Origin of the sequence: Asaia sp. SF2.1, from assembly GCF_000505765.1 — a bacterium.
Classification (GTDB): Bacteria; Pseudomonadota; Alphaproteobacteria; order Acetobacterales; family Acetobacteraceae; genus Asaia; species Asaia bogorensis.
On record NZ_AYXS01000034.1, the window covers coordinates 189,006 to 196,321 of the forward strand.

A 7,316-nucleotide genomic window follows, 5' to 3' on the forward strand; every position below is an offset into this window, starting at 1 on the left:
GCGAGGCTCGGGGCACCGCTTGGCGGCGATTTCTGTGTGATATCGCTCTCGGATAACCTCAAACCCTGGGACATCGTGGCGCGCCGCCTGAAGGCTGCGGCCGAAGCCGGATTTGTGATTGCGCTCTATAATCCCCGTTCTTTGGCGCGCCCTGGCCAGCTCGATCATGGATTCGAGGTGTTGCGTCGGGTGCTGCCAGGGGAGACGCATGTCGTATTTGCCCGCGCCATAGGCCGCCCCGGCGAGCATGTCCTGCATGTGCCCCTGGCTCAGGCCAGAGGCGAGGATGCGGATATGAGCACGCTGGTGCTGATTGGCTGCGCCTTCACTCATCTGATCGAACGCCCCGGCGAAACCCCCTGGCTCTACACGTTGCGCCGCGTACCCTGAAGCCGGGGATCGCCGCAGGTTACGCCGCCTTTTGAGCCGCGAAGCCTGATCCGTTCCAGCCATGTCATGGCGGCCTCGACCGTGTCGACTTCCTCGGCAGGCGGAAGAGGCGGGCGATCGACCATGATGACCTCAACGCCCAGTTGTCGGGCCGCCTCCAGCTTGGGGGCTGTGGCAGCCGCACCGGCATTTTTTGTCACGAGACAATCGATGCGATGCTTGCGAAACAGGGCGAGTTCGTCATCGAGCCGGAAAGGGCCGCATGCGAGCAGGAGGGCCGCGCCGTCTGGCAGCGCATCGCTGGGCGGATCGATACTGCGCAGAAGGTAATGATGCGGCGTATGCTTGAATGGATCGAGATCCTTGCGTCCTGTCGTCAGGAAAACCCGGCGCGGCGTCGTTCCCAGCATGGCGGGCACGGCGCTGATCCATGGCGCATGGCGCCATATCGCGCCTTCTCCGGCTCGCCATGCCGGGCGGGTAAGGCGCAGCAATGGGCGCGAACAGGCCATCGTAGCCGCAACAGCATGATGGCTCATGCGCGCAGCGAACGGATGGGTGGCATCGATCACTACGTCAGCCTCATGGCGGGTCAGCCAGGCGCTCAGCCCGGCGATGCCGCCAAACCCCCCCATGCGCATACGGGACGGAACCGGCAATGCCGACGCCGTGACACCCGCCAGAGAAAACGTGATATCATCACTCCCCCGGGACTCCAGCGCGTGACAGAGTTGGCGCGCCTCGGTGGTGCCCCCCAATATCAGGATATGCATTCCTTGCCCTCACTCTCTCCCTGTTCAGGCGCCAAACGCTGGCTGACGATCATTGGCCTGGGAGAGGACGGGTTTGATGCGCTTTCACGCAAGGCGCAACGGGCAATTCTCGAGGCAGATGTTCTGGTCGGCGGGCAGCGGCATCTGAGGCTTGTGGAGGGAAGGGGGCAGGCGCTGCGCGAGACATGGCCGTCGCCCTACGGGCAAGCCATGCAGGCTCTGGCGCGTCATGAAGGACGCAACGTCGTCGTTCTGGCCTCGGGGGATCCGTTCTTTTTCGGGATTGGTAAGCAGATCGCTGCGCATTTTGGCTCTGATGGCCTTCAGGTCATACCCTCACGCTCCTGCCTGACCCTGGCCTGTGCCAGAACAGGATGGTCGGCACAGGATGTCGGTCTCGTCTCGCTCTGCGGCCGGCCCATGAGCCGCCTGCTGCCCCATTTGCAGCCGGGTGCAAGGCTCGTCATTCTCTCGGCAGATGAGACGACGCCCGCCTTTCTGGCCGCATGGCTGGACGAGAAGGGATGCGGTGAGAGCGTGATCCATCTGCTCGAGGCACTCGATGGACCCGAAGAACGACAACGGGTGTTCCGGGCCCACGAAGGTGCACCCGGCGATGTGGCGCGGCTCAACATGATGGCGGTGGAGATTGTGGCCGGCAGGGGGGCGTCATTGCTGCCTCTGGCCTGCGGTCTGCCTGACCATTTTTTCGAGCATGACGGTCAGATCACCAAACAGGAGATACGCGCGATCACCCTCAGCGCCCTTAGCCCCCATCCGGGGCAGGTGTTGTGGGATCTTGGGGCAGGATCGGGGTCGATCGGTATCGAGTGGATGCTGCGCCACCCCTCGAACCAGTGCTTTGCCATTGAACGCAATACAGAGCGTTGTGCGCGTATCGCTCGCAACGCGGAAGCTCTGGGTGTTGACCAGCTTCACGTGGAACAGCGTGACCTGTCTGAGCACCTGTCCGACATGCCGGCGCCCGATGCTGTGTTTGTCGGCGGCGGCATCAGCACGCCCGGATTGCTCGACAATGCGTGGTCTGCGCTCCGTTCTGGCGGCAGGCTGGTAGCCAATGCCGTCACGCTTGAGGGCGAGCAACGGCTTTTCGAGGCTTTTCAAGCATGGGGCGGTGCGCTATCGCGCATCAGCATGGAGCGTCTAGGACCAATAGGGACCATGCATGGATTCAGGTCGGCCATGACGGTCACACAGTACAAGGCTGTCAAACCATGATCATGGGAGGATTGGGTTGCAGGCTCGAGGCATCCCCCGAGGCCATGATTGATGTGGTGAGGCTGGCCATTGAGCGCTGGGGCCTGCCGCATGGTTTTGCCGTTCCGGCGTTCAGGCAGAATCACGTCGCTGTGCAGGCTGTGGCCCAGCTTTTCAAACTACCCGTCACGGTAGTCGATCTCCTGTCTCTCGCCTCGGCCCAGCCGCGCTGTCTGACCCACTCCGAGCGTGCGCGTATGACAATGGGGTTCGGCTCCATAGCGGAAGGCTGCGCTCTGGCCGTTCTGGGGCCGCACAGCCAGTTGCTCGGCGCGCGACTTGCAGGAGACGGCGTGACCTGCGCCTTTGCCATGATCAAGGCTGGATCGCTGAGCCCGTGACCGTTCATTTTATCGGGGCGGGGCCGGGGGCTGCTGATCTGATGACGCTGCGGGGCCGCGCCATTCTGGAACGCGCGCCGCTCTGTCTTTATGCGGGCTCGATCATCCCATCCGAGATCCTGGCTTTCTGCGGGCCTGACACCAGACAGATCGATACGGCGCCCCTTTGTCTCGACGAAATCGAAGCCTTGTTTGTTGCGGCTCATGAGGCCGGTGAGGACGTCGCGAGGCTCCATTCGGGTGATCTTTCGCTCTACAGTGCGGTGGCTGAACAGATCGCGCGGCTGGAGCAAAGAGGTATTGCCTACACGCTGACACCAGGTGTGCCGGCTTTCGCCGCAGCCTCTGCCGCGCTCAGGCGCGAGCTGACTGTGCCGGGCGTTGCTCAGAGTCTGGTCCTGACGCGTCTGTCAGGGCGCGCTTCGGCCATGCCAGAGGCAGAGACCCTTGAGGCTTTTGCTGCGACCGGCGCGACACTGGCGATTCATCTTGCGGTGCATCGACTGGAAGAAATTGTAAGCCGCCTGCTGCCGTTCTATGGCGCAACCTGTCCTGCTGCCGTGGTCGCGCGGGCGAGCTGGGCTGATGAACATCGCGTGCAGGGAACGCTCGCAACGATTGTTTCCCTGATGGCGGCTGAGCCCGAGGCCCGCACGGCCCTCATTCTGGTTGGCAGAGCCCTCGAGCCTGGGACGTTCCGCGAAAGTGCGCTCTATGACCCCGATTACCAGCGGCGATTTCGTGGTCGCGACAAGGATAACGTCCCACTTCCGGCACCACGTCTCGTCACCTGAGCATGATCGGTGCTGGGCAGGATAACGCGATAGATGCGGCCCGGCAGACATGGACCAAGCGTTGACGGGGCTGCCTGAAAAGAAAGGCTAACAGACAGGAGCGCCTGTTTTATGCGACGACTTTCCCGGCAGCGTTTTGCTTGTGCACCTGTCGCTCCATCCATTTCTGGGCGGTCAGTTTCATCTCTGGATTGAGCAGGCGGTAGAGGCGCAGCAGATCGTCTTCATCCGGGGTCAGGACTGCGGGGATATCTTCTTCAATCATGCCAGTCAGAAAGACCTCGGTCGAGACCCCGAAGAGGTCCGCAAGCTTGGGAATGTATTTCCTCAAACTACCGACACGTCCGGTTTCCCAAAAAGCAACAGCCGATCGTGAAACACCCAATGTATCCGCAAGTTGTTGTTGACTGAGACCTTGGCTTTTTCTCAACATTGCAATGCGTCTCGTGAGCGCAAAGCTTGGAGATATCTTCTGCGATCGTTCGCTGGTCATCTTTTTCAGGTCTCTGTTCTAGCGGAAGCCTGCTATCGCACCGCGTAGCATTTGAGTTAATAAGTTATCATCCGGTTCTTCGTCAAATCATGTCGAATGACGCCAGGGAGATTTTCTTAGCGCACCCCCGATATGGTCAAGGAAAGCCGATACCCGTGCCGGATGGGAGCGGCCGGGGGGTGTCAGCAGGCAGAGTTCTGTTTCGGGTAAGGACCATTCCGGCATAAGCCTGATCAATGTGCCATTTTGTATGTCCTGCGCGATCATGAACTCCGGGAATATTCCAATACCCAGCCCGGCCCGCAGCGCGGGTAAAAAGGCTTCAGCATTGTTTGAGCGGTAACGGCTCGTCGGTGGATCGACCTGCATGGTTTCCCCGTCGCGGCTCATGCGCCATGCTCCGGGGGGCTGTGTGCCTTCATAGATCAGCCCGTCATGCTGCCTGAGATCCCTGGGGTGAGATGGCGCACCATGCCGGGCGAGATAGTCCGGGGAAGCCACCAGAAACAGCGGTATGCGACAAAGGCGTAATGCCCGCAGCGATGAGGGGGCATGGGCCGCGATACGTATGGCGATATCGAACCCCCCACCGATCAGGTCAAGTTGGGTATCCGCATAGGTCATGGCGAGATGGATTTCGGGATACCGCGTCAGAAAATCCGGAAGCAGTGGTGCCACATGATTGAGACCGAAAGAGATCGGGGCGGTCAGGCGCAGCAATCCATGCGGGTGATGAACGGCCTGGCGCAATTCGGCCTCGGCAGCCTCGCCCTCGCTGAGAATTCGGTTGGCGTGTGCCAGTACGCGCTGCCCTGTTTCAGTCAGGGCGAGCTGGCGTGAGGTCCGGTTCAGCACATAGGTGCCCGTGCTCTGTTCCAGACGTGCAATGGCCTTGGAAATGGTGGGACGCGACAGGCCAAGAGCCTGTGCTGCAGCACTGAAGGAGCCAAGTTCGACCACACGGGCAAAGATGGCCAAAGCCTCGAAGTCAGGCAAGCGCTGTGTCATGAAATGGAACCGATCTGTTGCCATTATTTCTATATATTGACGTGCGCCCGATTGCCTATGGTCGATCATCACTCAGGAGGATCATCTCATGATCGACTACCGTCCATTTGCTTCGATCGGCCACGCCGACCATGGCTGGTTGAAGGCCGCGCATCATTTTTCCTTTGCCGGTTATCACGATCCTGCCCGTATGGGCTGGGGTGCGCTGCGCGTCTGGAATGATGACGAGCTTGCACCGGATAGCGGTTTTCCCTCTCATCCGCATCGGGATATGGAGATCATCACTTATGTCCGTCAGGGGGCCATTTCACATCGTGACTCGCTGGGTAATGAGGGCCGGACCGAGGCAGGACAGGTACAGGTCATGTCAGCCGGGACAGGGATCGTTCATAGCGAAGCCAATCTTGAGGCCATTACCACCACGCTCTTCCAGATCTGGATCCAGCCCGACCGGCGTGGTCACGCGCCCTCGTGGGGCACGCGGCCTTTCCCGGTTGAGGCACGGGCCAATCGGCTGGTGACATTGGCCTCCGGTGTCGAGGGTGATGAGGATGCGCTGCGGATCAATGCCACGGCACGGGTCCGGGCAGCGACGATCGAGAAAGGTAGCGCGCTTGAGTGGCTGCTTGAGCCTGGCTGGTCGGGCTATGCCGTTCTGGCTTCTGGCGATGTCACCCTCGTCACTCCCGGATCGCGCGTGAAACTCGCTCCACGCGATGGGGCTGCGCTGCGTGACGAGGCTTTCGTGACAATCGAAGCAGCCAGCGTTTCGGAAATCGTGATTGTCGAAACACGCGACTGATTATCAGGGCATGGTCAGGGCTTAGGCAGTCAACGCACCCATCATGCCAGGCAGTCTGGAAGGATCGCCCTTCGCCGGCGTCAATTGTGACGCAAAATGTCTGAATATTCTTCCCTATACCCTCCCCCCTAGGGTATAGGGAGTTTATGAGCCCACCGAATCACCGAAAAATCGCCCTTCGCCTCAAGCAGGCCCACGGCCATCTGGCGACGATCCTCGACATGATCGAGGCCGATCGAAGCTGCGCCGATCTGGCCCAGCAGATTCAGGCTGTTGAAAACACCCTGCGTAATGCCAAGCGTGCCCTGATTCAGGACCATGTCGAGCATTGCGTGATTGAGGCGATGGAAGATGGCGGAACCGGGCGCGACGATGCCATGCGCGAATTTGCCCGTCTCGTTAAATATCTCTGACAGGGGCGTCGCATGATCAGATGTCTCGCCGTGATACGCCGTAGGACTTTGGCGGTCTCTGTCGTTCTGACGGGTCTCGTGGTTTCATCGTGTCTAGCTGGCACGGCGCGGGCAGGGGAGTCCTGGCGTCATGTCTTCACGCTGCCTGAGGAGGCGCAGCGCAACGAGCATGTCGTGATCGTCTCGCTGTCACAGGGCGAGGTGTTCCCCTCAGTGCAGGCGATGGCGCGGGTCGATGCCGATACGAGCCGGGTTATCGATATCCATGCAGCCGGTGCAGGCAAGGTGATGGCGGTGCATGTGACGCCGGGTCAGCCTGTCAAACGCGGCGAGGCGTTGATTTCCTACACCGATCACTCCCTGCATGAGCTTCAGCTTCAGCGTGAACAGGTCGATGCCGCCCTGGCTTCGGCGCGTGCCGGTGAGGCGGAGGCGACGATGCTCTATCGTCGCGGTGCGGCGCTTGTCGGGAGTGCGGTCTCACGCGGGGAGCTTGAACGACGCCGGATGGTGCTCGAACAGCAGCGCGGACTGGTGAAGGCCCGCGAGGCGGACCTCGCGACGCTCGAACACAGGCAGACGGAGGAATTCACCTCCGTAACCGAGCGGATCGTGCAGGACGAGGCATCGGATCTGATCAGCCCGGTCGATGGCGTCGTGCAGGCTGTGCGCACCTCTGTCGCAGCCGATATCAATGCTGGCGACAATCTTGTGACCGTGGTCGATCTCTCCCGCCTCTGGCTGAGCGCCGATCTCTCGCCCGAAGATGCTGCCGGGTTGGCACCCGGAGGCAAGGCGCGGTTTCGCCCGGCCAGTCAGGAAAAAGGACGGGTAATCGAGGCGCGGATTACCACCGTGGCGGGGCTCGCCGATCCTGCCACCGGACTTGTGCGCGTGGTCTGTACGCTCGATCATCCACCTTCTTCACTGCGCCCGGGCATGATGCTCGATGCGGCTTTCCAGGCCGGCGAGGGGACGCAGGGCCTGCGTGTGCCGGTGGCAGCGCTTCAGCAGATTGATGGTG

The 7,316-nt window shown here is 61.2% G+C and carries 10 protein-coding genes; 7 read left to right on the forward strand and 3 right to left on the reverse strand.

The features are described from left to right. Window positions 1-390: SAM-dependent methyltransferase (locus tag P792_RS39090; protein WP_035440257.1), on the forward strand; the 390-nt coding region annotated here is incomplete at its 5' end. Here the strand turns inward: P792_RS39090 and P792_RS32050 are convergent. Further along, window positions 366-1,163 (reverse strand): cobalt-precorrin-6A reductase, encoded by a 798-nt coding sequence (locus tag P792_RS32050; protein WP_023979437.1) that lies wholly within the window; start codon window positions 1,161-1,163, stop codon window positions 366-368. The genes P792_RS39090 and P792_RS32050 overlap by 25 nt on opposite strands. A gap of 3 nt (window positions 1,164-1,166) precedes the next feature. Here P792_RS32050 and cbiE point away from each other — a divergent pair, with 3 nt between their 5' ends. Genes cbiE through cobM form a run of 3 tightly spaced genes read left to right on the forward strand, consistent with a single transcriptional unit; the run spans window position 1,167 to window position 3,576 of the window. Further along, window positions 1,167-2,402 (forward strand): precorrin-6y C5,15-methyltransferase (decarboxylating) subunit CbiE, encoded by a 1,236-nt coding sequence (gene cbiE, locus P792_RS32055; protein ID WP_235075498.1) that lies wholly within the window; start codon window positions 1,167-1,169, stop codon window positions 2,400-2,402. Beyond that, a complete protein-coding gene (locus P792_RS32060) occupies window positions 2,399-2,782 on the forward strand; it encodes a cobalamin biosynthesis protein (protein ID WP_023979439.1) in 384 nt (127 codons plus the stop codon). Before cbiE ends, P792_RS32060 begins: the two co-directional genes overlap by 4 nt. After that, a complete protein-coding gene (cobM, locus tag P792_RS32065; RefSeq protein ID WP_023979440.1) occupies window positions 2,779-3,576 on the forward strand; it encodes a precorrin-4 C(11)-methyltransferase in 798 nt (265 codons plus the stop codon). Before P792_RS32060 ends, cobM begins: the two co-directional genes overlap by 4 nt. A gap of 109 nt (window positions 3,577-3,685) precedes the next feature. On the opposite strand, the gene P792_RS32070 is transcribed toward cobM, so the two are convergent. Both P792_RS32070 and P792_RS32075 read right to left on the reverse strand, forming a co-directional pair. Then, window positions 3,686-4,069: a helix-turn-helix domain-containing protein gene (locus P792_RS32070; protein ID WP_023979441.1), complete on the reverse strand. Its 384-nt coding sequence runs from the start codon at window positions 4,067-4,069 to the stop codon at window positions 3,686-3,688. An 87-nt stretch (window positions 4,070-4,156) separates the two neighbouring features. Beyond that, window positions 4,157-5,077 (reverse strand): LysR family transcriptional regulator, encoded by a 921-nt coding sequence (locus tag P792_RS32075; protein WP_031241247.1) that lies wholly within the window; start codon window positions 5,075-5,077, stop codon window positions 4,157-4,159. An 88-nt stretch (window positions 5,078-5,165) separates the two neighbouring features. Between P792_RS32075 and P792_RS32080 the strand changes: the two genes are divergently transcribed. The 3 genes from P792_RS32080 to P792_RS0119640 all read left to right on the forward strand — a co-directional run. Further along, complete coding sequence (locus tag P792_RS32080) at window positions 5,166-5,879, forward strand: pirin-like bicupin family protein (protein WP_023979443.1); 714 nt, start codon at window positions 5,166-5,168, stop codon at window positions 5,877-5,879. Window positions 5,880-6,025: 146 nt separating this feature from the next. Beyond that, window positions 6,026-6,292 carry a metal-sensing transcriptional repressor gene (locus tag P792_RS32085; protein WP_023979444.1) on the forward strand — a complete coding sequence of 89 codons (267 nt, stop codon included), beginning with the start codon at window positions 6,026-6,028 and terminating at the stop codon, window positions 6,290-6,292. 12 nt (window positions 6,293-6,304) lie between these two features. Next, window positions 6,305-7,316 (forward strand): efflux RND transporter periplasmic adaptor subunit (locus tag P792_RS0119640; RefSeq protein ID WP_031241249.1); only part of this gene is annotated, 1,012 nt, incomplete at its 3' end.